Origin of the sequence: Campylobacter sp. 2352 PW (assembly GCF_024723575.1) — a bacterium.
Taxonomy (GTDB): domain Bacteria; phylum Campylobacterota; class Campylobacteria; order Campylobacterales; family Campylobacteraceae; genus Campylobacter_D.
Genome location: NZ_JANQCX010000038.1, coordinates 1 through 1,032 on the forward strand (window position 1 = coordinate 1; position 1,032 = coordinate 1,032).

The 1,032-nt window shown below is 28.1% G+C and carries 1 protein-coding gene; it reads left to right on the plus strand.

The window, feature by feature from the left end:
- Positions 1–114: 114 nt before the first annotated feature.
- Positions 115–1,032 (plus strand): cache domain-containing protein (locus tag CAMP5121_RS08005; protein WP_337215294.1); only part of this gene is annotated, 918 nt, incomplete at its 3' end.

Sequence of the window (1,032 nt, forward strand, 5' to 3'; positions counted from 1 at the left end):
CTATCAATTTTATAATCTTTTTGTCTTTTGTGGAATTTACAATATTAAATCACAATTAAATTTTCATTGTAAAAATTTTATTTATAATTACAAAAATATTTTAGGAGAAAAGTAGTGAAAAGTGTTAAAATAAAAGTTGCTTTAATTGCAAATATCATAGCAATTGTATGTCTTTTGATTCTAGGAGTTGTAACATTTATTTTTGTTAAAAATGCTCTTTTTCAAGAAATTGTTAATTCTGAACAAAATCGTTTAATTTCTACAAAAAATCTTATGATTAATTTCAAAGATGATACGTCTGATTCGTTAAAAAAGCTAAGCGAAACTATACTTAGACATCCTTATTCTGATTTAAATTCTGCTGAAAAATTAATGGATAACATAGGCTATCAATTAAGATCATTTAGAGATTCTGGCAATTTCCTAGCTGTTTATCTAGCTCAACCAAATGGAGAATTAATAGTAAGTGATCCAGATAGCGATAGTAAAGGCTTAGACTATGGAATTTATGGAAAAGCTGACAATTATGACGCAAGAACGAGAGAATTTTATATAGAAGCAATGAAAAATAATAGCCTATATATCACTCCTTCTTATATTGATGTTACAACAGGTTTGCCTTGCTTTACTTATGCCATGCCAATATACAAAGATGGTAATTTTATAGGAGTATTGGCAATCGATGTCTTGGTTAAAGATTTAGAAGATAGTCTTAAACAAATGCCAGGCGCTTCTTTTATTTATGACAAAAATCGTTTTTCATTTGTTTCAACAAATAAAAATTATATTGGAAGCGATCCAAATGTTGCTATTGTGGCGGATGGATTTAGTAAGGTAAAAGATGGTGAACCATTCTTTTATACCAGCAAAGAAGGAAATGAAAGACTTGCAATGTGTGATAACATAGATGGATATACAGTATGTAATATGGCGTATATTGATACAATTTCTCAATCAAGTGAGAAAATAGCCTATATACAAGCCATTATTGTTATTTTTACAAGTATTGCAAGTATTGTTTTACTTTATTTC